This is a genomic window from Pseudogemmobacter lacusdianii, from assembly GCF_030848395.1.
Classification (GTDB): domain Bacteria; phylum Pseudomonadota; class Alphaproteobacteria; order Rhodobacterales; family Rhodobacteraceae; genus Pseudogemmobacter; species Pseudogemmobacter lacusdianii.
Map to the genome: position 1 here is coordinate 1 of NZ_JAVDBT010000003.1, position 24269 is coordinate 24269.

19 protein-coding genes and 2 tRNA genes are annotated in these 24269 nt (G+C 60.9%); 13 read left to right on the forward strand and 8 right to left on the reverse strand.

Annotation, left to right across the window (positions count from 1 at the left end):
* Nucleotides 1–27: 27 nt before the first annotated feature.
* The gene (locus Q9295_RS03210; protein ID WP_306679066.1) at nt 28–552 is read right to left on the reverse strand and encodes a hypothetical protein; all 525 of its coding nucleotides are present in this window, start codon (nt 550–552) and stop codon (nt 28–30) included.
* A 629-nt stretch (nt 553–1181) separates the two neighbouring features.
* Between Q9295_RS03210 and Q9295_RS03215 the strand changes: the two genes are divergently transcribed.
* The 4 genes from Q9295_RS03215 to Q9295_RS03230 all read left to right on the forward strand — a co-directional run bounded on the left by Q9295_RS03215 (nt 1182) and on the right by Q9295_RS03230 (nt 3707).
* Nucleotides 1182–1877, forward strand: coding sequence for a hypothetical protein (locus Q9295_RS03215; RefSeq protein WP_306679067.1), 696 nt, complete (start codon nt 1182–1184; stop codon nt 1875–1877).
* A 399-nt stretch (nt 1878–2276) separates the two neighbouring features.
* Nucleotides 2277–3215, forward strand: a complete 939-nt coding sequence (locus Q9295_RS03220; RefSeq protein WP_306679068.1) for a pirin family protein — start codon at nt 2277–2279, stop codon at nt 3213–3215.
* 154 nt (nt 3216–3369) lie between these two features.
* A tRNA-Asp gene (locus Q9295_RS03225) sits at nt 3370–3446 on the forward strand.
* A gap of 184 nt (nt 3447–3630) precedes the next feature.
* A tRNA-Asp gene (locus Q9295_RS03230) sits at nt 3631–3707 on the forward strand.
* An 80-nt stretch (nt 3708–3787) separates the two neighbouring features.
* On the opposite strand, the gene Q9295_RS03235 is transcribed toward Q9295_RS03230, so the two are convergent.
* Nucleotides 3788–4237 (reverse strand): GNAT family N-acetyltransferase, encoded by a 450-nt coding sequence (locus tag Q9295_RS03235; protein ID WP_306679069.1) that lies wholly within the window; start codon nt 4235–4237, stop codon nt 3788–3790.
* 62 nt (nt 4238–4299) lie between these two features.
* Nucleotides 4300–5673, reverse strand: a complete 1374-nt coding sequence (locus Q9295_RS03240; protein WP_306679070.1) for a dipeptidase — start codon at nt 5671–5673, stop codon at nt 4300–4302.
* A 106-nt stretch (nt 5674–5779) separates the two neighbouring features.
* Between Q9295_RS03240 and Q9295_RS03245 the strand changes: the two genes are divergently transcribed.
* The 4 genes from Q9295_RS03245 to ispG all read left to right on the forward strand — a co-directional run bounded on the left by Q9295_RS03245 (nt 5780) and on the right by ispG (nt 10136).
* Entirely contained in the window at nt 5780–6199 is a 420-nt protein-coding gene (locus Q9295_RS03245; protein ID WP_306679071.1) for a hypothetical protein, read from the forward strand.
* Nucleotides 6200–6332: 133 nt separating this feature from the next.
* The gene (gene hemA, locus Q9295_RS03250) at nt 6333–7562 is read left to right on the forward strand and encodes a 5-aminolevulinate synthase (RefSeq protein ID WP_306679072.1); all 1230 of its coding nucleotides are present in this window, start codon (nt 6333–6335) and stop codon (nt 7560–7562) included.
* Between the two features lie 119 nt (nt 7563–7681).
* Nucleotides 7682–8875, forward strand: coding sequence for a helix-turn-helix domain-containing protein (locus Q9295_RS03255; protein ID WP_306679073.1), 1194 nt, complete (start codon nt 7682–7684; stop codon nt 8873–8875).
* Nucleotides 8876–9011: 136 nt separating this feature from the next.
* The gene (ispG, locus tag Q9295_RS03260) at nt 9012–10136 is read left to right on the forward strand and encodes a flavodoxin-dependent (E)-4-hydroxy-3-methylbut-2-enyl-diphosphate synthase (protein WP_306679074.1); all 1125 of its coding nucleotides are present in this window, start codon (nt 9012–9014) and stop codon (nt 10134–10136) included.
* A gap of 72 nt (nt 10137–10208) precedes the next feature.
* On the opposite strand, the gene Q9295_RS03265 is transcribed toward ispG, so the two are convergent.
* Nucleotides 10209–10952, reverse strand: a complete 744-nt coding sequence (locus Q9295_RS03265) for a DsbA family protein (protein ID WP_306679075.1) — start codon at nt 10950–10952, stop codon at nt 10209–10211.
* 162 nt (nt 10953–11114) lie between these two features.
* On the opposite strand from Q9295_RS03265, the gene Q9295_RS03270 reads away from it, so the two are divergent.
* The 4 genes from Q9295_RS03270 to prfB all read left to right on the forward strand — a co-directional run bounded on the left by Q9295_RS03270 (nt 11115) and on the right by prfB (nt 17415).
* Entirely contained in the window at nt 11115–12275 is a 1161-nt protein-coding gene (locus tag Q9295_RS03270) for a pyridoxal phosphate-dependent aminotransferase (RefSeq protein ID WP_306679076.1), read from the forward strand.
* A 90-nt stretch (nt 12276–12365) separates the two neighbouring features.
* On the forward strand, nt 12366–13589 hold the full coding sequence (locus tag Q9295_RS03275; RefSeq protein WP_306679077.1) for an N-acetylmuramoyl-L-alanine amidase: 1224 nt from the start codon (nt 12366–12368) through the stop codon (nt 13587–13589).
* A gap of 86 nt (nt 13590–13675) precedes the next feature.
* Nucleotides 13676–16210 (forward strand): penicillin-binding protein 1A, encoded by a 2535-nt coding sequence (locus Q9295_RS03280; RefSeq protein ID WP_306679078.1) that lies wholly within the window; start codon nt 13676–13678, stop codon nt 16208–16210.
* An 89-nt stretch (nt 16211–16299) separates the two neighbouring features.
* A complete protein-coding gene (gene prfB, locus Q9295_RS03285) occupies nt 16300–17415 on the forward strand; it encodes a peptide chain release factor 2 (RefSeq protein WP_306679079.1) in 1116 nt (371 codons plus the stop codon).
* Between the two features lie 39 nt (nt 17416–17454).
* Here the strand turns inward: prfB and Q9295_RS03290 are convergent, their stop codons facing one another.
* The 4 genes from Q9295_RS03290 to Q9295_RS03305 form a co-directional block, all read right to left on the reverse strand.
* Nucleotides 17455–17847, reverse strand: coding sequence for a hypothetical protein (locus Q9295_RS03290; RefSeq protein WP_306679080.1), 393 nt, complete (start codon nt 17845–17847; stop codon nt 17455–17457).
* 191 nt (nt 17848–18038) lie between these two features.
* Nucleotides 18039–18554: a bactofilin family protein gene (locus Q9295_RS03295; RefSeq protein WP_306679081.1), complete on the reverse strand. Its 516-nt coding sequence runs from the start codon at nt 18552–18554 to the stop codon at nt 18039–18041.
* Nucleotides 18544–19884, reverse strand: coding sequence for a M23 family metallopeptidase (locus Q9295_RS03300; RefSeq protein ID WP_306679082.1), 1341 nt, complete (start codon nt 19882–19884; stop codon nt 18544–18546). Before Q9295_RS03300 ends, Q9295_RS03295 begins: the two co-directional genes overlap by 11 nt.
* Before the next feature lie 275 nt (nt 19885–20159).
* Nucleotides 20160–20633: a peroxiredoxin gene (locus tag Q9295_RS03305; RefSeq protein WP_373457414.1), complete on the reverse strand. Its 474-nt coding sequence runs from the start codon at nt 20631–20633 to the stop codon at nt 20160–20162.
* Between the two features lie 375 nt (nt 20634–21008).
* Between Q9295_RS03305 and Q9295_RS03310 the strand changes: the two genes are divergently transcribed.
* Nucleotides 21009–24266 (forward strand): YhdP family protein, encoded by a 3258-nt coding sequence (locus Q9295_RS03310; protein WP_306679084.1) that lies wholly within the window; start codon nt 21009–21011, stop codon nt 24264–24266.
* Nucleotides 24267–24269: the final 3 nt, after the last annotated feature.

Genomic DNA, 24269 nt, shown 5'->3' on the forward strand with positions numbered 1-24269 from the left:
TCTGTCAGTCTCCTCGCGGAGCCTGAATCACGCCGCGAGTGGATAATCAATGGGTCCTGACCCTAAGTTTGTTGGGCCGTAAGGGCCCGAAAGGTATCCAGCTGTGGCCAAACAGTCTAAGACGCCCTCAAAATTGTCTTTGTTATGGCAACGACCGAACGATTCTTGGAGAACTGCATCAAGCTCAACCAAGTCTGCGGCTGCGATTGCGTTAGGTCGTTCGGCTTCTACGTCATCCGTTTGAGATTTCGACATCGCTTCGCCGATTGAAGGAACTGCTGCAGATGCACCAACTTCCCCGCGTTCGCCCGCCTCTAGTGGGTCGAGTGGAGGCATAAACTCATAGGGACTCACCGGGGTCACCAAACCCTTTGCTGAGCAAAAAGATCCCTCAGGAACCTTACCTTCAGCGATCAGTCCCGCAATGCGATCTTCCCACATCTCAATCTCGATAATTCCAGCGGTGATTGCTAGATACTCATTATTGGTCTGATAAACGTTCGAAGGTGGGAATTCCGGATTGTGCCAAATCCATTCGTGTACTTTAGTCATGGACTCTTTGGAGGCCATGACTATCGCGCAGTAACCCGCCGGCAAAGACTTCCCTTGGGCGTAAAGTGGCGGGCAAACCAGCACGAGTACACACAGACAAGATAAAAAAGACCGCATTGATCGCCGCCACTCTCTTTGTTGTGCGTTAATGCTGCACTACTTAGAGCAACAAGTCGAGTTCATTGGCTTAACGACCGGCTGGGATGGGGTGAATTTGCGGTGTCCAACGGCAAATTCACCTTCCTGTCCCGTCTCCAGTTCGCTATCCGTTCCCCATGTTGGAACTGGATCATCGCGTCACCTGCTGGTGCGGCCACCACGCGACCTTGAGGGCTGAGGACATGCCTGCGCGCTGGGTTACGGATTGGTGGAACCTCAAGCCCGAGGCGATGGGGCGGTTTCGCTGCACAAAGTGCGGACGACTCGGGCGGCCCCGGCAGATCTCGGTTTCATCGGTGGATCTGCGTGGGAGGGCATTCAGCTAAGGTTCTCTTGGCGACACGGTTCGTTAATAATCGAGCATGAAATTAGATCCGGATTAGTAGTTACTTAATACCTTTGTTGAAACTAACAAAATTACATCAAATTCTGAACAACACGCTACGGTTGATTAACCTTATGAGGCAATGTTGCCGATAGCCGCCGCGTCTGGCGGGCATGAGGGAGAAACCATGCTGCATAACAGAATGTTGCCGGTAAGCACTCCGGTGGATGCGTCTAAATTTCTAGCCCCACCACTCGATATCTTTGAGGCCGTTCAGCGGCACGCATATCTTGAGCAAGAGATGGATATGGCTATCCAGCAGCAAGAGGAGCTGACTAGGGCCTTCTATCGGTCCCGCAACCGTATGGCGAACGGAAAGTCGTATACTGGCAAAATGCTCGAAGGCGAGCTTCACGACGGCGACATCGTACTAGATGACGGCGGCGCGCGCAGGCGGAACGATTTGCGCATCGCTGAACTCCCGTTGAAAACGGTGTCAAAGCTTTTGCGGAGCGTGAAGGCTAGCGTACCGTCTTTCATGCCGAATGCGGCGCGACGGGCAGTTCTGAACCGCTGCAATATTGATCTCGTAGCGGTCGAAGAGATCGAAACGCAGATCTTGGTCTATCGGGTGAATATGGACGATCTCGAGGAGCATATCTGGGAATATCGTCCTAAAAATCTTGATGAGTGTGTTGCGAAGCTTACCTTCATCAGCGGCATCATGATGGATGCCCGCGAGACTGACCCCGCACATGTGGCGTTCGTCCTTGATGAGGCTGCAATGCTGATCAAAGCCGAATACTGGTCGGGGCAGGGGAAACCTCCTCAGTTGATCTAAGCTGCTCTGATCTCGCACCCGGGATTGCTCTACCCCTCGCGAAAGCGGGGGGTGTTTTTTGCGTTTAGGGTGGGGTTCGCGTACCAGTTCAGGCGCCTAACGAAGCGCTCCTCAGTTCACTGAACTGGCGTGAACTGGAACGGATGGCGAAACCCGCTCTTTACCCTCTGATAAAAAGCGTTCCTTTCACACACTTACAATATCTTGCGCTCGAGGCGCTTCGTTTACACCGAAGATGTCGGCGGGTCGAGTCCCTCACCACCCACCATCCTCTCCCAATTCGCACTGAACTTTGCCGAGTGTGGCGCATGCGTTCGTCAGCGCACAAATGGGTCGCGCCGCTTCGGGATGGATTCGGCCGCCAGAATGCCTATCCTTTGATCAGCAAAGGAGACCGTTATGAGCTGGAACCCCATCCTCGACCCCTCAATCCCGATCGGCGATCAAGTGGACAGCATTGAGACGGTCATTGTACCGCGTGCCCGAGACTTGGGCGGCTTTGAGGTGCGCCGTGCTTTGCCCTCGGCGCAGCGTCAGATGGTGGGCCCCTTCATTTTCTTTGACCAAATGGGTCCGGCTGAATTCTTGACCGGCGAGGGCATCGACGTGCGCCCGCACCCGCATATCGGTTTGGGAACCGTAACCTACCTGATGCGGGGTGCCTTGCATCACCGTGACAGCCTTGGCACCGATCAATGGATTGAGCCGGGGGCGGTGAACTGGATGATGGCGGGGCAGGGCATCACCCACTCTGAACGCACCGATGGTGAGGCGCGCCAAAAGCCATTGTCGATGTTCGGGTTGCAGACTTGGCTCGCATTGCCCGAGGCACGCGAAGAAGATCCGGCGGGCTTTATTCATATTGAGAAAGCCAAGCTCCCCGAGTTGGAGGGCGAGGGCAAGCAGGTCCGGCTGATTCTGGGCCATGCTTGGGGCGAGACCGTGCCGCTGGAGATGCCCTCCGAGGTGTTCTACGCCGATGCGGTGCTGCAACCCGGCGCTTCCTTGCCCTTGCCCGACGATCACGAGGATCGCGGCATCTATGTGCTGGAGGGCGAAGTCTCGTCTGGCGGTCAGACGTTTGATGCAGGGCGGATGTTGGTGTTCCGGCCGGGCGATCGGGTTTCCATCAAAGCCGGGGCGCAAGGCGCGCGGGTTATGGCGCTTGGCGGTGCCACGATGGGCGGGCCGCGCTTCATCTGGTGGAACTTCGTGGCCTCGTCGCGCGACAAGATCGATGCCGCGCGTGAAGCGTGGCGGGCTGGCGATTGGGCGCATGGCCGCTTCAGCCTGCCGCCGGGCGATAATGAAGAGTTCACCCCCGCGCCGGAACGTTAACTCGGGGCGTCCTATAGGGCTGGATTGGGCGATCACCCTGCGATCCGCCCGCCAATACACTGAACTTGCCGGAAATTTTTGATTTTTTGAAAATTTCTGGCAAGGGGCCATTGACGCGGCCGAAGCGGTTCAGTATCAGCCCCCTACGGTTCGCGCGGTGGTAGCTCAGTTGGTTAGAGTACCGGCCTGTCACGCCGGGGGTCGCGGGTTCGAGCCCCGTCCACCGCGCCACCGTCTTCTTCGGAAGGCATGAAGAAAGCCCCGTTTCCTGTCATGGGAAACGGGGCTTTCTTCATTTCCGATCAACGCGTTACGCGTGAATCTTCATCTTTGAGATTCTTTTCATGCTTCTGTCATTTTGGTGCATTTTCGTGCTTGACGCTCCCCGCCACAAACTCTATCTCACCCTCATAGCGCGGTGGTAGCTCAGTTGGTTAGAGTACCGGCCTGTCACGCCGGGGGTCGCGGGTTCGAGCCCCGTCCACCGCGCCACTTTCCTCTCGCAAGAGGGTGAAACCTAAAACGGCGGCAGCAATGCCGCCGTTTTGGTTTGTGGCCCTTACCGTAAGGACTTAGCCTTGCAACGGCAGGCGGTAGCGGATGTGGTCATCCGTTTTCACATATTGATCGTAAAGCTGACGGGCGCGGGCATTGTCGTGGCGGGTGTGCCAGTAAAGCCGATGCCAGCCCTTGGCGCGGGCCAGCGCTACAAGATCATCGATCAAAGCGCGGCCAATGCCGGCGCCGCGATGCGCAGGATCGACGAAAAGATCCTCAAGGTAGCAATCCTCCCCAATGACCCAAGACGAGGGGTGGTGCAGGTTCATCGCAAAGCCCACCGCCACGTCACCCATCACCGCCATGCGGGCCTTGAGCGGCGCCTGTGGGGCCATCAGGTTGCGCCAAGTGTTGTCGGTGACCTCGGGGGTCAAGCTCACCTCATAATAATCAAGGTAACCCGCCCAAAGCCGCCGCCAAGCTTGTTCATCTTCCAAAATGGCATCACGAATCGTCAGGGTCATTTTTATGGCTGTTCAAAGGGTTGAAAGAAAAAGGGCGGACACCGCAGTGCCCGCCCCGATGGTCACGCGATCCGCGCCAGCACCCGCGCCCAAGAACGGATGCCTTTGTGGAACGAGGCCAGATCGTATTTCTCATTCGGCGAGTGGATCTGGTCATCGTCTTGGCTAAAGCCAATCAGCATCGCATCCATCCCGAGCACGGTCTTGAAATAGCCCGCGATCGGGATCGAGCCGCCCTCGGCCACAAAGGCCGCCGGAACGCCCCATTCGTCCGAAAGCGCCTGACGCGCGGCCTCAAACGCCGGGTCGGAGATGTCCATCACGGAAGCGGGCGATCCCTCAACCCCGTCATGCCAAGTGACCGAGCAATCGGCAGGCAGTTGTGCTTCAAGCCAAGCGCGGAAGGCGGTCAGCACCTTGACCGGATCTTGCTTGGAGACGAGCCGGAACGAGACCTTGGCATGGGCTTCGGCCGGAAGCACGGTCTTGAAGCCCGCGCCATTATAACCGCCCCACATGCCGTTGACCTCGGCCGTCGGGCGCGACCAGATCCGCTCCAAAGGCGTGCGGTCTTGCTCACCCGCCGGGACCGACAGGCCCACGGCGTCCAAATAGGCGGCGTGGTCAAAGGCCAAAGCCTGCCATTGCTGGCGGAGGGTGTCGGGCAACTCGGCCACATCGTCGTAGAAGCCCGGCACCTGCACATGGCCCTCGGCATCATGCAGACCGGCAAGAATCCGCGCCATGATATGCAAAGGGTTCTGCGCAATGCCACCATACATGCCCGAATGCAGGTCGCGCGTCGCGGCGTGGATGGTGAATTCCGCCTTGGCAAGCCCGCGCAGCATGGTCGAGATCGCCGGGGTCTTGTCGCCGTAAAGCCCGGTGTCACAGATCAGCGCGAGATCCGCGGTCAGCTCTTCGCGGTTCTCAACCATGAACGGGATCAGTGAGGGCGAGCCGGATTCTTCTTCACCCTCAAGGAAGATGGTGATGCGGCCGGGCAGGGTGCCATGCACCTCTTTCCAAGCGCGGCAAGCCTCGATGAAGGTCATCAGCTGGCCTTTGTCGTCGGAGGCACCGCGGGCGCGGATCACCTTGCCACGGGGTGAATCCTCCAAGGCCGGATCAAAGGGGTCGCGGTCCCAAAGCTCCAACGGATCAACGGGTTGCACGTCATAATGGCCGTAGAAAAGGATGTGCTTTTCGCCTTCGCCACCATGCGCCACCACCATCGGATGGCCGGGCGTGGGGGCGACGCGGGCTTCAAAGCCCAAGGATTCCAGCTCGGCCACCAGCCATTCGGCGGCACGGGTGCAATCGGCCTTATAGGCCGGATCGGTCGAGATTGAGGGGATGCGCAGCAGGTCCATCAGACGGTCCAAAGCCTGTGGCAGGCTGGCGTCAATGCGGTCCAAAGTGGCGTCGAGGGACATCTTGCTCTCCGTAATGTCAAGTCACGGGACAGGGTAACAGGGTGCGGGGGGCTGTAAAGTGCTGCAAGGATGCGCTAGGGGAATAGCTGTTTTGCGGAGGTGTGAGATGAGAATTTTTACAAGTGCCGTGTTGGCTTGTCTGGCCGCAACCACTGTCTTTGGCGGCGCCGCTTCGGCGCAAGAGGCAGCCATTGAGACCGCGACTTTGGGCAAGGCAGAAGTGAAGCTGCATGCGCAGCCGTTCCTGACCGCCGAAGAGCAGGCAACTTTGCGCTTGGTTTTGTCCAATGAGCAAGCCTTGCAAGTCTTCATCGCGCCGGGCGGCAGTGTCGCCAAAGGCTACGCCGCAATGGCGGTGAACCCAGATGAGGGCTTTATCCGCGAGGGCCAGCCTGCGAAATCGGCATCGGCTTTGGCGGGCTTTGCCAGTGCTGAAGAGGCGTCAACCGCGGCGCGGGCAGCCTGTCAGGCGGCAGCAAAGTCAAAAGCGCCTTGCGTGCTGGTGCTTGAAGTCAAGGCAAGCTAAAGTTACGTAAAGTTAACCTATAAAAGGGGGTGACAATTCGCCCCCTTTTCCGCAATCCGCCTTTGATGCATGTCAAGGTCGGAAGCCCCAAGCTGCGCTAGGGACCTTCCCAAGCGAGAGCCAGGAGATGACGATGGATTACGATGCCCAACTGACCCATGCGCTGCAAAAGCTGCATGACGAGGGGCGCTATCGCACCTTCATCGACATCGAGCGCCAAAAGGGCCATTTCCCGCATGCGGTTTGGACCAAACCCGATGGCACGCAAAAAGACATCACCGTCTGGTGCGGCAATGACTATCTGGGCATGGGCCAGCATCCGGTGGTGCTAGAGGCGATGCATGAGGCTCTGGATGCCACCGGCGCAGGCTCGGGCGGCACGCGCAATATCTCGGGCACCACGGTTTATCACAAACGGCTTGAGGCCGAGTTGGCCGATCTGCACGGCAAAGAGGCGGCTTTGGTCTTCTCCTCGGCCTATATTGCCAATGATGCGACCCTGTCGACGTTGCGCACCATCTTCCCCGGCCTGATCATCTATTCCGACCAGTTGAACCATGCCTCGATGATCGAAGGCGTGCGGCGCGGCGGCGGCGAGAAGCGGATCTTCAAGCATAATGATCTGGCGCATCTGCGGGCTTTGCTGGCGGCGGATGATCCGGCGGCACCGAAGCTGATCGCCTTTGAATCGATCTATTCGATGGACGGCGATGTCGCGCCGATCTCGCAGATCTGCGATCTGGCCGATGAGTTTGGCGCGCTGACCTATATCGATGAGGTCCATGCCGTGGGCATGTATGGTGCCCGCGGCGCTGGCGTGGCCGAGCGTGACAATCAGATGCACCGCATCGACATGATCAACGCCACTTTGGCCAAGGCTTATGGCGTTTTCGGCGGCTATATTGCTGCAAGCGCGAAGATGGTCGACGCGGTGCGCAGCTACGCGCCGGGGTTCATCTTCACCACCTCCTTGCCCCCGGCAGTTGCGGCAGGCGCTGCGGCTTCGGTTAAGTTTTTGAAGACGGCGGAAGGCCAAGAGTTGCGCGATCAGCAGCAGGCCATGGCGAAAATGCTGAAGATGCGGCTGCGCGCTTCCGGTCTGCCGATCATGGACGAAGGCACGCATATTGTGCCTGTGCATGTTGGCAACCCCATCCATTGCAAGATGCTCAGCGATATGCTGCTGGATCAATTTGGCATCTATGTGCAGCCGATCAACTTCCCCACCGTGCCGCGCGGCACCGAGCGGCTGCGCTTCACGCCCAGCCCGGTGCATGATGCGGGCGAGATCGACCGGCTGGTGAAGGCGATGGATTCGCTCTGGCAGCAATGTGCGCTAAATCGTGCCGAGCTCTCTGCCTAAGGCCATATCCTGCATGTGCAAAGGCACTTGCCCTATGCTAGGGTTCCCGCAATACGATACGCGATGAGTCGGGTTAACCGACTCGTGTAACGCGGCGGGTTCAAGGGGACAGAGTGCTCATGATCGGCTGGAGGTCTAAACCTCAGGCAGCGGAAGAAGAGAAGCCAAAAGGCTTTGACGATTTCGACTTGCGGCTCGGCGACCTTATGCGGGGCGAGCGCGCAACCTTGGGCAAATCCTTGCTGGATGTGCAGCGCGAGCTGAAGATCAAAGCCACCTATATCGCGGCCATCGAAAATGCCGATATCTCGGCTTTTGAGACGCCCGGTTTCGTGGCTGGCTTCGTGCGCTCTTACGCGCGTTATCTGGGTATGGACCCCGATCAAGCTTTCGCCCGGTTCTGCCGGGAGGCCAATTTCACTGTCGCGCATGGGCTTTCGGCCTCGGCGGCTCCGGCGCGGCTGAGCCAAGCGCGGGCGCGGGTGGAATTTGCCGATCCTTTGGCCAATCCCAATGCCAGCTTCATCCCGCGCGGCGAAAGCCTTTTCAGCCGGGTTGAGCCGGGGGCTTTGGGCTCGGTCGCGGTTTTGGTGGTGCTGATTGGCGCCATTGGTTACGGCGGCTGGTCGGTCCTGCGTGAGGTGCAGCGTGTGCAGCTTGCCCCCGTGGATGAGGCGCCTGCCGTGGTTGCCCAGATCGACCCGCTGCAAGGTGTGACCATGCCGGCGCAAGCCGTGGTCACCGATCCCTCGCAAGCGGTGGATCATGCAGGGGCTTTGGCCTCGGCGGAAGGTGCGGGCCGGCTTTACCGCCAGCAGGCGTTGGATGTGCCAGTGCTGGTGTCGCGCGATGGCCCGATTGCGGCGATCAACCCCGGCATCACGGCCGCGCAAAGCGTAGAAGCCGCCACACTCGCTGCCAATGACCCGGCCTTGACCGAGACGGTGCAAGTCGTGGCTGACGCCCGTCCGAGGGTTGAGCTTTTGGCCGTGCGCCCAGCTTGGGTGCGGGTCTCGGCCGCCGATGGCACTGTTTTGTTTGAGAAAACCTTGGATGCGGGCGAGCGTTACGCCGTCCCCGCCATGGAAGAGGCCGCGATCCTGCGCGCGGGCAATTCGGGCTCGGTTTATTTCGTGGTGAACGGTCAGACCTTCGGTCCGGCGGCTCCGGGCGCCAATGTGGCCAAAAACATCGCGCTGACCGCAGAGTCGCTGACGCAAAGCTATGCTTTGGCCGATCCGCAGGCCGATGACGCTTTGGCCAAGGTGATGACCGCAGATGCCTCGGCGACGGGCACGGTGGCGGTCGAATAAGACCGTCTGGCGCGGACCCACCCCAGGGTCTGCCGCCCGTCTGACGCACCCGATTGACCCGACCATCTGCGGGCGCGGCAGTTGTCCTTGCCAGCACTTCCGCCTATGGTCCGCGCGAATGGCTTGAGGCTTTGTGATGTCGCTGAATCCGATCCGTCCCTGGCGCAATATTGAGCGGCGCAAGAGCCGCCAGATCATGGTGGGCAAAGTCCCGGTGGGCGGCGATGCGCCGATCACTGTGCAGACCATGACCAACACCGATAGCTCGGACGCGCGCGCGACGCTGGCGCAGGTGATCCGCGCAGCCGATGCCGGGGCCGATATTGTCCGGGTCTCGACCCCGGATGAGGCCAGCACCCAAGCCCTGCGCGAGATTTGCCGCGAAAGCCCGGTGCCGATCGTGGCGGATATCCACTTCCACTACAAACGCGCGATTGAGGCGGCGGAGGCAGGGGCGGCTTGCCTGCGCATCAACCCCGGCAATATCGGTGACGCCAAGCGCGTGGCCGAGGTGGTGCGGGCGGCGAAAGACCATGGCTGCTCGATCCGTATCGGGGTGAATGCCGGTTCTTTGGAGCGGCATTTGCTTGAGAAATACGGCGAGCCTTGCCCCGATGCGATGGTGGAATCCGGCCTCGACCATATCAAACTCTTGCAAGACAACGATTTTCACGAGTTCAAAATCTCGGTGAAAGCCTCGGATGTGTTCCTCTCGGCCGCTGCCTATCAGCAGTTGGCCGCCGCGACCGATGCGCCGATCCATCTGGGCATCACTGAAGCCGGGGGCCTGACCTCGGGCACGGTGAAATCCGCGATCGGGCTGGGGTCTTTGCTTTGGTTCGGCATTGGCGACACCATCCGCGTCTCGCTCTCCGCCGATCCGGTGGCCGAGGTCAAAGTCGGCTATGAGATCCTGAAATCACTTGGCCTACGCACGCGTGGTGTACAGATCATCTCTTGCCCCAGCTGCGCGCGGCAAGGCTTTGACGTGATCAAGACCGTCGAAAAGCTGGAAGAGCGGCTTGAACACATCAAAACGCCGATGAGCCTTTCGATTATTGGCTGCGTGGTCAACGGCCCGGGTGAGGCTTTGATGACCGATATCGGCTTTACCGGCGGCGGGGCTGGCAAGGGCATGGTCTATATGGCCGGCAAGCAGGACCACACGATGACCAATGACCGGATGATCGACCATATCGTCGAGCTGGTCGAAGCGCGCGCCGCCAAGATCGCCGCGGAAGAGGCGCAGGCGGCCGAGTAATCCGGGCGCTCAGGCAAAAGAAAAGGGCAGGGGTTTTCACTCCCGCCCTTTTTTCATGTGTAACCTATAGGCTTAGCCCTCTTCGCGCTCGCCCGCCACGATCTGACGCATGCCGTCCAAGGGCACATAGCCGCGCAGCATCGTGCCATTGATTACGAAGGTCGGCGTGCCGTTGATCTCAAGCGCGTTGGCCAAAGCGTGGTTGGACATGATCACCGCCTCAACCTCGGGCGAGCTCATTTTCTCCGTCACTGCCGCCGGATCATGGCCCAGATCGGTGGCCAGACGGCCCAGCGTCTCGGGCGTCGAAGGGCCGCGCAGAGTGACCAAAGCATCATGCGCCGCTTTGTAAGCGTCATCGCCGTAAAGCGCCCGCACGGCGAGGGCGAATTGCGCCGAATACAGCGATTCCTCGCCCAAGATCGGGAATTCCTTCAGCACGAAACGGATATTGCCGTCCGCGCTGACCAGATCTTCCACCTCTTGATAGGCCTTGCGGCAATAGCCACAGCGATAATCCATGAACTCGACCACGGTGATATCGCCGTCGGGATTGCCGCCCACCCAATCGCCGGGGCTGTTGAAAATAGCGTCTTGGTTCGCCGCCAGCATCTGTACATCGCGGTCAGCCGAGGCCAGCTCTTCGCGGGCCTGCAACTCGGTCATCGCCTCAACGATCACCTCGGGATGCTCCATCAGATAGGCCTTCACCTCTTCACGAAAGGCGCTGCGCTCGGCGTCGGTCATCTCGCCCAGGCCCCCGGCATAGGCGGTCGAGGTGGTCAGCGCGGCAAGAAGGGCAAGGGTAAAGCGCATGGAACTTCCTATCTTGGGGCGGGCCGATGGGGCCCAAGGCGGATCTGGGTCGGCCCAGCTATACTGCGTGCCCGAGGGCGGGCCAAGCGCTGGAACATCGGGTCAGGCTTGACCCAAGGCCCGTGACCGGGCAGGGATCGGCAAAACTCTATGAGGCATGTGATGACAAGTGCAAGTCAGCCCAACCGGCGCGGCGACGTTGATCCCTTCATTGTGATGGATGTGATGGAGCGCGCCCGCGCGGCCGAGGCCTCGGGCCGCCGCATCATCCATATGGAGGTGGGCCAGCCCGGCACCGGCGCGCCGCAAGGCGCGGTTGAGGCCGTCAAAGCGGGGCTTAATCAGCCCTTGGGCTATACGGTGGCGCTTGGTATCCCCGAGTTGCGCGCCGGAATCGCCGCCCTTTATCAGCGCTGGTATGGCGTCAGCATTGATCCGTCGCGGGTGATCGTCACCACGGGCTCGTCGGGCGCTTTCCTTCTGGCTTTCACCGCCTTGTTTGAGGCGGGCGATAAGGTGGCTTTGGGCGAGCCGGGCTACCCGAGCTACCGCCAGATCCTGCGGGCTTTGTCGCTGACCCCGGTGGGCGTGCCAGCGAGCCTTGAGAACCGTCTCCAGCCGGTGGTTGAGGATCTTGAGGGGCTTGATGTCGCAGGCCTGATCGTGGCCAGCCCCGGCAATCCCTCGGGCACGATGCTGGACCATAGTGCTTTGACCAAGCTTGCGAATTGGACTGCTGAGAAGGGGATCCCGCTGGTTTCGGACGAGATTTACCACGGGCTGCATTATGGCGAGCGCGCTGTCTCGGCGTTGGAGGTCACCGATCAGGCTTGGGTGATCAACTCCTTCTCGAAATATTTCTCGATGACCGGCTGGCGGATTGGCTGGATGGTGGTGCCGGAAGATCAGGTCCGCCGGGTCGAGCGCCTGGCGCAAAATATGTTCATCTGCCCGCCGCATGCCAGCCAAGTGGCGGCTTTGGCGGCCTTGGACTGCACCGATGAGCTGGAGGAAAACCGCAAAGCTTACGCCGAGAACCGCCGGCTGATGCTGGAAGGCCTGCCGAAGGCCGGTTTCACAAAAATCGCGCCGCCGGATGGGGCTTTCTACATTTATGCCGATGTCTCGGATCTGACGGATGACAGTCTGAAACTGGCCGAGGAAATCTTGGACAATGCCGGTGTGGCGGTGACGCCGGGGCTCGATTTTGACCCGGTCCGGGGCAAGCAGTGGTTGCGGTTCTCTTACGCGCGCTCAACCTCGGACATTATCGAGGGGCTTGAGATGTTGGCGCGCTATATGGCGGCGCGGCAAGCGCGTTAACGCGTTTCGGTGTTAGGCGGTAAGGGTGAATTTACTTACCGCCTGCTGCAAGGAATACTGGTCTGCCGGGCGGGCAGCGATGAGGTGATTATGCGGGCGGTTCTAGCGGCACTGCTGGTTTTGATCGGGCTTTGCAGCGCGGCACCTAAGGCTGCGGCGCAAGAGCTGTCGGCTTTGGCGCGGTTTGACGGCGGGCAAAGCCGGATCAGCGGCGATGCCGCGGCGCTGTCGGTGGAATTGGGGATCAGCCAGCCGGTGCCGTGGCGCATCCGCATGTTGGACGGCCCGCCTCGGCTTATCTTGGATGTGCGCGAGGTGGACTGGCGCGGGGTGGATGCGCTGGCTTTGCCGGCTTCGGTCGCGGAAATTCGGGCGGGCGTGTTCCGTCCGGGTTGGTCGCGGCTGGTGGTGGAACTGGCCGGGCCGATGGTCGTCACCAGCTCTGCCATGACCACGGGCGAGGCCAAAGGGGCGGCCGGTGCGGTGATCGCTCTGAACCTGACCGCAGCCTCGCCCGAGGCCTTTGCGGCGGAAGCCACGCGGCCCGAGCCGCCCGAATGGGCGACGCCGAAAGCCGCGCAACTGCCCATGCCGGACGTGCAAGGCCAGGGCCCGATCGTGGTGGTGCTGGACCCGGGACATGGCGGCATTGATCCCGGAGCAGAAAGCGGTGACCAGAATGAAGCGCGGCTGATGCTTCTTTTCGCGCGTGAGCTGAAAGAGATCCTCCTGCGCGATGGCGGCTTCCAAGTGGTGATGACCCGCGACGAAGATATCTTCGTGCCGCTGGAGACCCGGATTTCCATCGCCCGCGCTGCCGGGGCGGATGTCTTCCTGTCACTGCACGCCGATGCCTTGGCCGAGGGCGAGGCGCAGGGCGCCACGATTTATCGTTTGGCCGATGATGCCACCGATGAGGCGGCACAGGCTCTGGCTGAACGCCATGACCGCGACGATCTTTTGGCGGGATTGGATCTTTCCGCGCAAGACGACGTTGTCGTCACAGTGCTTATGGATATGGCGCGGACCGAGACCAAGCCACGGATCGACCGGCTCTCGGCCCAGTTGGTTGCGGCGATCCAAGGCGCCGAGTTGCGGATGCACCGCCATCCTGAACAAGAAGGCGGATTTTCGGTGCTGAAATCGCCCGATATCCCTTCGGTTCTGATCGAACTGGGGTTTCTGTCTTCGGCGCGGGATCTTAAGCGGTTGGAAGACCCCGAATGGCGGGGGAAATTTGCGGCGGCTTTGACGCAAGGGTTGAAGGCTTGGGCGGCCGAAGATCAGGCGATCAGAGCTTTAAAGGGCAACTAGCCGCCAGTGACGCGGCGAAGTTTGCCCAAGCTTTTGACGGCGCGCCACGTCTGATATAGGACGGCGCGAAATCTGCGGGGGTGCGCGTGATACGATTCATCGGCTCTTTCTTCGGGGCCATCTTCACGATGCTCACTCTGGGTGCCTTTTTTGGCGCCATAACCGTTGGTGGGATCTTCTGGATGTATGGGCGTGACTTGCCCAGCCACGAAAGCCTTGTGCAATATACGCCGCCCACGATCAGCCGGATCTATACCGGCGAGGGCCGGATCTTGGACGAATTCGCTCGCGAGCGGCGGCTGTTCGTGCCGGTCTCGGATATCCCTGATCTGGTGAAGCAGGCCTATATCAGCGCTGAGGATAAGGACTTTTACACCCACCACGGCTATGACGCGCAAGGCATGGTCTCGGCCTTCATCGATGCGGTGAAAAGCCGGGGCGAGGATGTGCGTGGCGCCTCGACCATCACCCAGCAAGTCGCCAAGAACATGCTTCTTGATGGCACCCGCAAGGGCGTGAAAGGGATTGAACGCAAGATCAAAGAGATCATCCTTGCGACGCGGCTGGAAAAGACGCTGACCAAGGACCGGATCCTTGAGATCTACATGAACCAGATTGATTTGGGGTATCGCAGCTTCGGCGTGGCGGCGGCGGCGCAGACCTATTTCAACAAAACGCTCGACCAGTTGAGCCCCGGGGAGGCGGCCTATTTGGCAGCTTTGCCGAAATCTCCGGGTCGCGGCCTGCGCCCGGTGCAAGAATATGACCGCGCGGTGGATCGTCGGAACTACGTTCTGGGGCAGATGCTGCAAAACGGCTACATCGATCAGGCCGTCCATGACGCCGAGCGCGCCTTGCCTCTGAAGACGGTGATGGCTGGGGATTACGAATCCTACCGCGAAGAGCTGCCCGATCGCACCTATTTCACCGAAGAAATCGCCCGCCAACTCTCGAAAGACTTTGGTGAGGAAGAGTTCTACAACGGTGGTCTGACCATCCGTGCCACCATCGACCCCGAGCTGCAGCGTCAGGCCGAGAAATCTCTGCGCGTGGCGCTTGAGAAATACGACCGTGGTTTGGGCCGTTGGCGCGGCACGGGCGAAGCTCTGGACCCGTCCGTCTTGGGCTCTGAGGCGGATTGGCGCGCCGCTTTGGCCGCCGTCAGCGTACCGCGCGATATTGAGGGCTGGTTCCCGGCGGTTGTGCTTGAAGTCGGCGATCGCGAAATGCGCATCGGCATTGAAGGCGTCGAGGCCAGTGAGGCCGAGCCGCAGGTGGTGCCGCGCAATGACATCGAATGGATGCGCGGCAGCTTTGCTGACAATTTCAAAGCCGGCGATGTGGTGCATGTCCGCCGCATGGTCAAAGACGCTGACGGCAGCTTCATCCGCTGGACCCTGCGGCAAGTGCCGGAAGTGCAGGGCGCCTTTATGGCGATGGACGTGAACACCGGACGCGTCATCGCGATGCAGGGCGGCTTCAGCTATCAAGATTCGGTCTTTAACCGCGCCACTTTGGCCAAGCGTCAGCCGGGGTCGAGCTTTAAGCCCTTCGTCTACGCCGCCGCTTTGGATTCGGGCTTTAGCCCTGCCACCATCGTGGTCGATGCGCCGATCGAGGTGAACACGCCGCAGGGGCTTTGGACGCCGAAAAACGCCTCGAACAAATTCTACGGCCCCACGCCTTTGCGCACCGGGATCGAGCAGAGCCGCAACCTGATGACGATCCGGATTGCCGAAGAGATCGGCATGGAGACGGTCGCAGGCTATGCCGAGCGGTTTGGCGTTTATGACCGGATGCAACCCTATTTGGCCAATGCGCTTGGCGCGCAGGAAAGCACGGTTTTCCAAATGGTCGCCGCCTATGCCATGTTCGCCAACGGTGGTGAGCGGGTAGAGCCGACCCTGGTGGACCGCGTGCAGGACCGCTACGGCCGCACCGTCTATCGCCACGACAAACGCCTTTGCGCCGATTGCAGCGCCACCAGCCTGCCCGAGGGCAAGGGGCTCAGCCTCAGCTCGGACCGCGAGCGGGTGATGGATGCGATCACCGCCTATCAACTGACCTCGATGATGGAAGGCGTTGTGCAACGCGGCACTGCGCGCGGTATCAACCTGCCCGTGCCTGTCGCGGGTAAGACAGGCACCACCAATGACTCGAAAGACGTGTGGTTCATCGGCTATACGAGTACCATCGTCGCGGGCTGCTACATCGGCTATGACAACCCACGCTCCTTGGGTTCGGTCTCGGGTGGCGGCTTCTGCGGGCCGGTGTTTGAGAGCTTCATGAAAGAGGCGATTAAGAAGTACGGCGGTGCGTCGTTCAAAGTCCCACCGGGCGGCTATTTCATGAAGATCGACCGCTTCACCGGCCAAGCCTTGCCGGGGGATGCGACGGGCGACAATGTCGTCTCGGAATACTTCCGCGAAGGCGCTGACCCGCTGATCGGTCTGGGTGTCTTCGTCGATGGTGGCTTTGAGATGGGGCAGAACCTGCCGCTCTATGCCTACGGCGAGACCGAGGCTGACCAAGGCTCACGCGTGACCACGGCCACGGGCGAGACCAAGGTCATCCCGAAGAAGGCCGATTTTGGCACCGTCTCCTCGGGCGGACTTTATTAACACCTGATGCAGGCGATCCGCCCGCGCTCTTGCCGGGGCGCGGGACTGGCGCTATCACGCCGCTTGTAAGTTGAAGGAAGACCGCACTCATGCGCGCAGAAACCCAAGGCGATATTGAAGCGATCCAGAAGTCGCTGGCGCTTTTGGCGCAACGGTTGGATTGGGAAACCGCTCCGCACCGGCTGGAAGAGTTCAACGCGCTGATCGAACAGCCCGACCTCTGGAACGACCCGGCAAAGGCGCAAAAGCTGATGCGCGAGCGCCAAGCGCTGATCGATGCGGTCAACGGCTATAAGCTGATCGACCAAGGGCTGAAGGACAATATCGAGCTCATCGAATTGGGCGAGATGGAGGGCGAGGATTCGATCATCGCCGAGGCCGAGACCGCGCTCAAAGCCTTGGTTGAAGTCGCCTCCCAAAAAGAGCTTGAGGCTTTGTTGAATGGCGAGGCCGATGCCAATGACACCTTCCTTGAGATCAACGCGGGCGCTGGCGGCACCGAGAGCCAAGACTGGGCCGAGATGCTGGCGCGGATGTTCACCCGTTGGGCCGAGCGCCGTGGTTTCAATGTCGAGATGCTGTCAGAGGAAGCCGGGCAAGAAGCCGGCATCAAATCCGTGGCTTACAAGATTTCCGGCCATAATGCTTATGGCTGGCTGAAGACCGAAAGCGGCGTGCACCGTCTGGTGCGGATCTCGCCCTTCGGCTCGGGCGACAAGCGGCAAACCTCCTTCGCCTCGGTCTGGGTCTATCCGGTGGTCGATGACAATATCGACATCGAGATCATGGACAAAGACATCCGGATCGACACCTATCGGTCGTCCGGCGCGGGCGGTCAGCACGTCAACAAAACCGACTCGGCGGTGCGGATCACCCACTTCCCATCCGGTATCGTGGTGACCTCTTCGATGAAGTCACAGCACCAGAACCGCGAGATCGCGATGAACGCGCTGAAGGCGCGGCTCTTCCAGATCGAGCTCGACAAACGCTCGGCCGCGATCAACGAGGCGCATGATGCCAAGGGCGATGCGGGCTGGGGCAACCAGATCCGCTCATACGTCTTGCAGCCCTATCAGATGGTGAAAGACCTGCGCACCAACTTTGAGACCTCGGATACACAAGGCGTGTTGGATGGGGATCTCGACGGGTTCATGGCCGCCACTTTGGCGATGAACATGGCCGGCAAGAGCCGCGCCGACGCGTGATAAATGGCGGAGCGTGCAGTGCACCCTCCGCCTTTTTCTTTAGATCCGGATATTATTGGCTTGGCAGTATTGCCGCACGGCGGCAATACGCGCCGGATCTTGGCCCTTGCCCGGAATGCGGACCGGTTGGAATTGGCCGCCTACCAAATGCGCGGCAAAGATCGACTGAGGTCCGCCGCCGGTGGCATAACCGCAGACCGTGATCAGCCCGTCTTGCAATCGGTAGCTGGCATCAAGGCCAGAAACGACGACCGGGGTGTTCAGGTAGCTCGCCATACCCGATTGGATCTTGACCTGCTCGGCCGTGGTCAGCTTGTGATCGGTATGGCTGATTGTCGCTGAATTCGCGACCGATAGGTCACTGACCATTTCATCCACACAGCCCGCTGTGAACAGCGCCGCGGTGACCGCGAGAATAGGGATAATGCGCATTTTATTCCTTTCATTCAGTCTGGTCTAAAAAAGCCGAAGTCAAACGCTGCTAGTTTCAGCGTTAAGAACAAACATGGCAACCGTTTAAGCCTGAATTGGACGGGGGCCGTGGCATGCGCCACTGGCCCAATGAAAAAGGCGCGCCAGATTGGGCGCGCCTTTGCATAAGTTTTCTAATTGGACTGAAGGGCTTAGCCTTCGCCACCAACCGGGCCCGGCGGGAAGGGCGGCACGGTGCCAGCAGCGGAAGCGCTGCGGCCGGTGGCCAGCGGGTCTTCCTGACGCTGCACCGAACCTTCGAAATGCGCGCCCGACTCGATGGCGATGGTCTTGTGGATGATATCGCCTTCGACCCGCGCTGTTGCGGTGAGACGGACTTTCAACCCGCGAACCCGGCCAATCACGCGGCCATTGACCACGATATCATCAGCCACGATCTCGCCGCGGATGGTGGCACTTTCGCCAACCGTCAGCAGGTGGGCGCGGATATCGCCCTCGACCGTGCCCTCGACTTGAATATCGCCCGTGGTGCGCAGATTGCCCACAACCGTCAGGTCCGAGGACAGCACAGAAGCGGCAGCTTTGCCCTTGGGCGATGCGGCCGAGAAGTCCATCGAAGATTTGGTCACAGGTGCCTCTGGGGTCTTGGGTTTATCGCCATCGGCTTTGGGAGATCCGGGCTCGTTGATGCGGCTCTTAGAAAACATCGCTGGCTGCCTTTATGAACTTCACCGGGTTGACGGCCCCGCCGCCGATCCGGACTTCGTAGTGGAGATGTGTGCCGGTGGACCGACCTGAATTTCCCATATCACCGATCCGGTCCCCGCGCGAGACCCTTTGGCCGACTTCGACCCGGATCTGCGACAGGTGGGCGTATCGCGTTTCGATGCCAAAGGCGTGCTGGACCTTAATCAAGCGACCATATCCGCTTTGCCAGCCTGCGAAAGTCACGACACCGTCACCGGTGGTGATGATCGGCGTGCCATAATCGCCGCCGAAATCTTGACCCTCATGCTTGCGGTAGCCGCGACCCAAGGGATCATTGCGGCCGCCAAAGCCCGAGGTCCAGCGCACCGAATTTTTGACCGGCATACCCAGCGGCACGCGGAAGGCGGCCATGCGGTAAAGGTTGACCTCTTCCAGCGATTTCAAAATCGCATTCGCCCGCAGTTCATCGCCCGTCAGCGCTGCGCCGCCCGAGGTCGAGGCCGTGATCGGCGACAAAGGGCCGCCGCGTCCCGAATAGCCCTTGCGGACCGATGAGATCAGATCATCGGGGTTCAGGCCCGCGGCCCGGAACATCTTTTCCATCGGCGCGACCGAGATGGTCATCGCATCTTCGAGCTTGGCAAAGATCGCGTCATTGCGTGCCTCAAGAGCGGCTTTGTCCATCTCAACCGCTTCGAGTGCGGCCTGCACTTCGGCGGCAGCTGCAGCATCGGCATCGCGGGCGCGGGCGGTTTGGCCCAAAGCGCTGGTCAAATAGGCCAGTGTTTCGGCGGTGTCGCGGATCCGGCCCATCTCGGTGCTGCCATCGCCTTGCTGGTTCAGTGCAAGCTTCATGCGCTCTGCCTCGGCGCGGGCTTCATCCCGCTCGGCAATGGTGCGGCGCAGGGTGTTTTGGATCACTTCAACGCCGGTCTCGAGCTCGCGGCGGCTGTCTTCCGAGGCAAGGAGTTTTTCTTGCATTTCAGAGACTTGGGCGAGGGCGACGTTGAACCGCTCCTGCGCACGCACGGCCTCTTCGGCGCGGGTGTCGCGATCAGCCGAGATGAAGGAAAGCCGCTCTTCAAACAGCATCCGCTGTCGCTGGGTCTGATCGCGGGCCGAACCTGCGCCGATCGTCTCCATCATGATAATCGCGGTGGCGACGATGGTCCAAGCCAGCCCCAAAGCCCCGACAACCAGCGCAACGGCTTGGGTCGAGGGGCGCAGGCGCACAAACCGCGTACCGTGATCGGATTTCAGAAACAGACGTTGTTCCGGGAAATACCGTTCCAGCTGGCTGTGGATCCGGAAGGCAAAGCGGGTCAGCACGGGGTTGCTAAATCCATGATTGGGGCAAAGATGGCTGCCGAAAAGCGGCGCGCTGGCAACTGATTAGACAACAGGGTCTAGGCTCGCAAGGAGTATGACCCAATGCGCGGGAATGCCGCCGGAAGGCTTTGCGCGATCGGCAAGATCCTGCCGAACCGGCTTTTACGGCGCTGCGACGGTGGGTCATCTGGGCTGGCTGGGGCGGCGCAGCCCAAGTGATCAGCCGCGAATCTGACCTTCAGCCGATTGCATAAGGCCGTTCAGGCATTTTGGCATTAAAGGGCTTCAGTCGCCGCCAGCACGGCCTCGACATGACCCTTCACTTTCACCGGTGACCATATCTGTGCGATCTTGCCATCTGCATCGATCAAGAAAGTGCTCCGCACCATGCCCATAAAGGCGCGCCCGTAAAGTTTCTTTTCGGCCCAAGTGCCATAAGCCTCAGAAACAAGCCCTTCGGCGTCTGAGCCCAGCATCAATCGCAGATCATGCTTGGCACAGAACTTGTCATGCGAGGCGACCGAATCCCTTGAGATGCCGATCAATTTGGTGCCTGCAGCCTCGAAGGCCGCAAGCGCTGCGGAAAATCCTTGCGCCTCAAGCGTGCAGCCGGGAGTGTTGTCCTTGGGGTAAAAGAACAGCACCACTTTGGCAGGCCGCAAAGCCGAAAGCGTGACCGAGGTGCCGCCATTGCAGGGCAGAGTGAAATCAGGGGCGCTGTCGCCCGGACGTAAAGTGACTGTTTGCATGGGCATCTCCTTGCCAAACCCGAAGGCCGGGCTTGGTGTTCTTGTTGCCTTCGGGCAAAGTTGAAGGCAAGGGCATGCTGCCTGCATGAAGATGGGCAAAGCAAAAGACCAGAGGCAGAGGGCCAGTTGGCTGAGGGCGAGACACAGCGGACGGGGCTGATGGCAAAGGCGGATGCGTCTTCGGCTGCGGCAGGGCCTGTGCAGCAAGGCGATAGGGCGGCTGCTGATGGCGCTGAAGCGCTGTCCGTCGATCCTCCTGCTCAGACGGCCGGTGCTCCGCGTGCAGGCGATGACAGTGAGTCGTCTCCCCCTGGGAAATCCCGGCGCAACCGGCACTTACAGCATAAGCACAGACCCCGGATCGGCTTGCGGCTGGTGCTTTTGATCCTGCTTATGGCTTTGCTGGTGGGCATCGGCGGCATGGCCCTGACCGGGCGCAGCCTTGGCTTGCCGGTTTTCGTGGTGGCCGAGGCCGAGGCACGGCTCAACGCCAGCCTGCGTGCCAACAACCATTTGCCCCCCGGCGCGGCGATCGCCCTTGGCCAGATCGAGGTGGCATTGCACCGCGATTTCAGCCCGCGATTCCGGCTGACCGATCTGCAACTGATCGAACCCAGTGGTCGTGCGATTTTGGCTCTGCCGCAGCTGGAGGTCTCGCTTGATCCTGCCGCTGTGCTGAGGGGGCAAATCCGGCCCAGCTCGGTGCGGTTGATGGGCGCGCAGTTGGAAGCATTGCGCGACGCAGAGGGCCGGATTGGCCTGTCGATCGGGGGGCTTTCGGGCGCGCAAAATCCGCAATCCTTGGCCGAAGTTTTGGATGCTTTGGACCGGATGTTCTCGACCCCGGCACTGGCGGGGCTGCGGATCATCGAGGCCGAGGCGCTGACCTTTACCCTAAAAGACGCCCGCGCCGGCCGGGAGTGGCAGTTGGGCGATGGCCGTCTGATTTTGGAGAACCGCGACACCGCTCTGGCGGCGGAGCTGAGCTTGACGCTTCTCGACGGTGAGACCCCGGCGCAAGCCCGGATGACGATCGAGACGGATAAGTCCAACTCCTCGGCGCGGATTTTGGCCAATCTCGATCGGATGGCGGCGGCTGACCTTGCCGCGCAAGCGCCGCCCTTGGCGATTCTGGCGCTGTTGGACGCGCCGATCTCGGGCCGGATGATCGGCGAACTCGGCCCCGAAGGGCGTCTTAAGGGCTTTGAGGGCGCGCTTTCTTTGGGGGCGGGCGAGATGCGCCCCGCGCCAGACGCAGCCCCTGTCGCCTTTGATCGCGCGGGATTGGCTTTGCGCTACGACCCCGAGCAGCAGCGCGTCACGCTTGGCTCTTTGCGCGTCGAAAGCGCAAGCCTTCGCTTGCGCGCCCGCGGTTCGGCTGAACTACAAGACGGCACGGGCAATTTGGCCCGCGTGGGCCAGATGCCGGCGCAAGTCGTGGGCCAGCTGATCTTCTCGGAAGTTATGGTCGATCCCGAAGGGCTTTTCGCCGAGCCGGTCCGCTTTGACACCGGTGCTTTGTCGATGCGTGTCTCGCTTGACCCGTTCAGGGCCGAAATTGGCCAGCTGTCCTTGGGCAAGGGCGAGGGGCAGTTGCGGCTGACCGGCGATCTTGCGGCAGGCAAGGGCGGCTGGAGCGGCGCGGTGGACGTGGCCTTGGACCGGATCGATGCGGATCGGTTGATGAAGCTTTGGCCGGTGGCGGTGGTGCCAAAAACCCGCGATTGGCTGGCGGATAACGTTGGCCAAGGCGAATTCCGCGATTTCGATGCCAGCCTGCGGCTGAAGCCCGGCCAAGAGCCTCGCTTCGCGCTGGATTACAATTTCGAAGGCGCTGAAGTGCGGTTCATCCGCACGCTCCCACCGGTGCAAGACGGCACCGGGCGTTCTACGATCTTTGGCAATGCCTATACCGTGGTCTTGGAAAGCGGCCATGTCACCGCGCCAAGTGGCGGGCAGATTGATGCGGCTGGCTCGGTTCTGGTGGTGCCCGATATCACCCAAATCCCCGCCGTGGCCGAGGTTTCGCTGACCACGCGCTCGGGGCTGACCGATGCTTTGTCTTTGTTGGATCAAGAACCGTTTCGGTTCCTGACCAAAGCCGGCCGGCCGGTGGATCTGGGCGACGGTCAGGCCGACATTCGTTCCTTGCTGCGCTTTCCTCTGAAAGCCCGGATCGGGGTTGAGGATGTCAGCTATGAGGTCGAGGGGCGGGTGCGCGACTTCCGTTCGACCGTGCTGGTGCCCGGTAAGGTGCTGAGCCTGCCCGATATGGCGGTGAAAGTAACGCCCGAAGGCTTGGCGCTTTCGGGCAAGGGCCAGTTGGATCAGTTGCCCTTCGATGCCACATTCACGCAACCTTTCGGCCCCGAGGCCAATGGCCGCGCGACCGCCAGCGCGAAGGTCAAACTGACCGATGCCCGTCTGCGCCAGTTTGGCATTGCTCTGCCGGAAGGCTGGCTTGGCGGCGAGGCCGAGGCTTCGGTCGATATGGTGATCCCGAAAGCCGCACCCTTGACGCTGGAGCTGAGCTCCTCGCTGATCGGCGCGGTGCTCAAAGTGCCGCCTTTAGGTTTTGCCAAAGCGGCCAAAAGCAAGGCGCAGCTCACGCTTTCCGCCAAGCTCGGCGCGCGGCCCGAGGTCACAGCTTTGCGTCTGGAAGCGCCGGGGCTTTTGGCCGAAGGCACGCTCACCACCAGCGAAGGCGGCGCTTTGGAGCGCGCGCGTTTCTCGCGGTTGGTTGCGGGAGAATGGCTCTCGGTCGCGGTGGACCTGGTCGGGCGCGGCGCGAATCGCATGCCATTGGTCGAGGTGAAATCGGGACGGCTGAGCCTGCCTTTGATGCCAAAATCCTCGGGCGGGGCGGGCAGCGAAGGCACCGAGATGAAGGTGGCGCTGGACCGGTTGGATGTCTCATCTGGCGTGGCGCTCACCGATTTGCGCGGCACCTTCAAGGCCCTGAAGGGCGGGATGGACGGGCGCTTTTCGGCGGCGGTCAATGGCAGGGGCGCGGTTGACGGCACCGTGGTGCCAGATCGTGGTCGCACTGCGGTAAAAATCACCTCGGGCAATGCTGGCACGGTGATGGCTGCGGCAGGCTTTTTTGAAAATGGCCGTGGCGGCAGCCTTGAAATGACGCTTTCGCCGCGCGGGCCCGAGGGGCAATATGTTGGCAATGCCACCTTCCGAAAGCTCTCGGTGCAAGAGGCCCCGGCGCTGGCGGCGCTGCTCTCGGCCGTCTCTGTCGTCGGGCTTTTAGAGCAATTGAACGGGCAGGGGCTGCATTTCGACGAAGGCGATGTTGAGTTTGTCCTTGCCCCTGAAGGCGTTCAAATCACCAAAGGTGCTGCGGTCGGCGCCTCCCTTGGCATTTCCTTTGAAGGGGCCTATTCGAGCGCCTCTGAGAAACTGGATCTGCAAGGCGTGATCTCTCCCATCTATCTTTTGAACGGCATCGGCCAGATTTTCGCGCCGCGCCGGGGCGAGGGGCTTTTTGGCTTCAGCTATCGGCTTTCGGGGCCGGTGGACAATCTGACTGTGGGGGTGAACCCGCTCTCGATCCTGACGCCCGGCATGTTCCGCGAGATTTTCCACCGCCCGGCGCCCGTGGTGCGCAAGGCCCCCGGCGGCTGAGGA

Coding starts and splice junctions, on each gene's coding strand:
- Q9295_RS03265 (WP_306679075.1), bottom strand. CDS start 10,952: ATGCGCTTTACCCTTGCCCTTCTTGCCGCGCTGACCACCTCGACCGCC.
- Q9295_RS03220 (WP_306679068.1), top strand. CDS start 2,277: ATGAGCTGGAACCCCATCCTCGACCCCTCAATCCCGATCGGCGATCAA.
- Q9295_RS03275 (WP_306679077.1), top strand. CDS start 12,366: ATGCGGGCGGTTCTAGCGGCACTGCTGGTTTTGATCGGGCTTTGCAGC.
- Q9295_RS03245 (WP_306679071.1), top strand. CDS start 5,780: ATGAGAATTTTTACAAGTGCCGTGTTGGCTTGTCTGGCCGCAACCACT.
- Q9295_RS03235 (WP_306679069.1), bottom strand. CDS start 4,237: ATGACCCTGACGATTCGTGATGCCATTTTGGAAGATGAACAAGCTTGG.
- Q9295_RS03305 (WP_373457414.1), bottom strand. CDS start 20,633: ATGCAAACAGTCACTTTACGTCCGGGCGACAGCGCCCCTGATTTCACT.
- prfB (WP_306679079.1), top strand. CDS start 16,300: ATGCGCGCAGAAACCCAAGGCGATATTGAAGCGATCCAGAAGTCGCTG.
- Q9295_RS03255 (WP_306679073.1), top strand. CDS start 7,682: ATGATCGGCTGGAGGTCTAAACCTCAGGCAGCGGAAGAAGAGAAGCCA.
- hemA (WP_306679072.1), top strand. CDS start 6,333: ATGGATTACGATGCCCAACTGACCCATGCGCTGCAAAAGCTGCATGAC.
- Q9295_RS03240 (WP_306679070.1), bottom strand. CDS start 5,673: ATGTCCCTCGACGCCACTTTGGACCGCATTGACGCCAGCCTGCCACAG.
- Q9295_RS03210 (WP_306679066.1), bottom strand. CDS start 552: ATGACTAAAGTACACGAATGGATTTGGCACAATCCGGAATTCCCACCT.
- Q9295_RS03270 (WP_306679076.1), top strand. CDS start 11,115: ATGACAAGTGCAAGTCAGCCCAACCGGCGCGGCGACGTTGATCCCTTC.
- Q9295_RS03295 (WP_306679081.1), bottom strand. CDS start 18,554: ATGTTTTCTAAGAGCCGCATCAACGAGCCCGGATCTCCCAAAGCCGAT.
- Q9295_RS03290 (WP_306679080.1), bottom strand. CDS start 17,847: ATGCGCATTATCCCTATTCTCGCGGTCACCGCGGCGCTGTTCACAGCG.
- ispG (WP_306679074.1), top strand. CDS start 9,012: ATGTCGCTGAATCCGATCCGTCCCTGGCGCAATATTGAGCGGCGCAAG.